Source organism: Micromonospora sp. AMSO1212t, assembly GCF_008868145.1.
In the GTDB taxonomy this organism is placed as follows: Bacteria; Actinomycetota; Actinomycetes; order Mycobacteriales; family Micromonosporaceae; genus Micromonospora; species Micromonospora tulbaghiae.
In genome coordinates, this window is sequence record NZ_WBKS01000251.1 from 1 (window position 1) to 1252 (window position 1252).

The 1252-nt window shown below is 72.4% G+C and carries 2 protein-coding genes; one reads left to right on the forward strand and one right to left on the reverse strand.

Going from position 1 to position 1252, the window contains the following annotated elements; translation table 11 throughout:
• The coding region (locus F8279_RS29650) for a TSUP family transporter (RefSeq protein ID WP_255474310.1) at positions 1–583 on the reverse strand (583 nt) is incomplete at its 3' end.
• A gap of 228 nt (positions 584–811) precedes the next feature.
• Here F8279_RS29650 and F8279_RS29655 point away from each other — a divergent pair.
• Positions 812–1252 (forward strand): endonuclease/exonuclease/phosphatase family protein (locus tag F8279_RS29655; RefSeq protein ID WP_192580802.1); only part of this gene is annotated, 441 nt, incomplete at its 3' end.

The following is a 1252-nucleotide window of genomic DNA, read 5'->3' on the forward strand; positions in this document are numbered from 1 at the left end:
CCGCCATCGCCGCACCGAGCGTCCACCACACGTGCCCGGTCAACCCGAACACCACCAGCGCACCCAGATTCGTGCCCGCGTTCACGACCTTCGCCATCGCCGAGGCGTGCACGAAATCCGAACCCAGAATCGCCGTGAACGCCAGCACCAGGAACGTCCCGGTACCCGGCCCGATCAACCCGTCGTACAGGGCGATGCCCAAACCGGCCACCGCCACCGCCACCACCACCCGCTTCGGGGTACGCCGCTGCGGCGACGCCACCACACCCAGCGACGGCCGCGCCAGCACGAACACCGCCACCGCCACCAGCACCACCAGCACCACCGGCCGGTACGCGCTGCCCGGCACCGCCCCCGCCAACGCCGCACCCAACCCCGCCGTCAGCACCGCCAACCCGGCCGCCGGACCCGCCACCGCCCAGTCCAGCTTCGTGCGCCGCGCGTACGTCACCGCCGCCGTCGACGTACCGAAGATCGCCGCCAGCTTGTTCGTGCCCAACGCCGTCGCCACCGGCACACCCGGCGCCGCCACCAGCAACGCCGGCAACAACAACAGACCGCCGCCGCCCACCACCGCGTCCACCCACCCGGCCAGAAGGGCAGCGGTCAGCAACGTCGTCAACGACAGGGCATCCACCGCCGCATTCTGCCCACGCCACCACCAGCGACGAGACCACCTGTGGCCAGCCTCACCGCCCCCGGCGACGCCGCAACCACACCCCGACCGACCCCACCGCCACGAACACCAGCATCGAACAGCACAACAGTTTCAGCACCCGGCAAGACTCCCACGACGACGTAGGGTGTCCAGGTGCGCCTGGCCACCTTCAATCTGCTGCACGGCCGCTCCCTCACCGACGGGCTCGTCGACCCCGACCGGCTCACCGCCGCCGTCACCGACCTCGACGCCGACGTCCTCGCCCTCCAGGAAGTCGACCGCGACCAGACCCGCAGCGGCAAACTCGACCTCACCGCGGTGGCCGCCCGCGCCCTGCACGCCGACCACCACCGCTTCGCCGCCGCCGTCGTCGGCACCCCCGGCGAACAGTTCCGCCCCCTCACCCACGACGACGACGGCCACGGCGAACCCCTCTACGGCATCGGCCTGATCAGCCGCCACCCCGTCCGCTCCTGGCAGGTCACCCGGCTGCGCGCCGCCCCCGTCCGCTCACCCATCTACGCACCAGGCCCCGGCGGCGGACTCGTCCTGCTCCGCGACGAACCCCGCGTCGTGCTCGCCGCCGTCATCGAC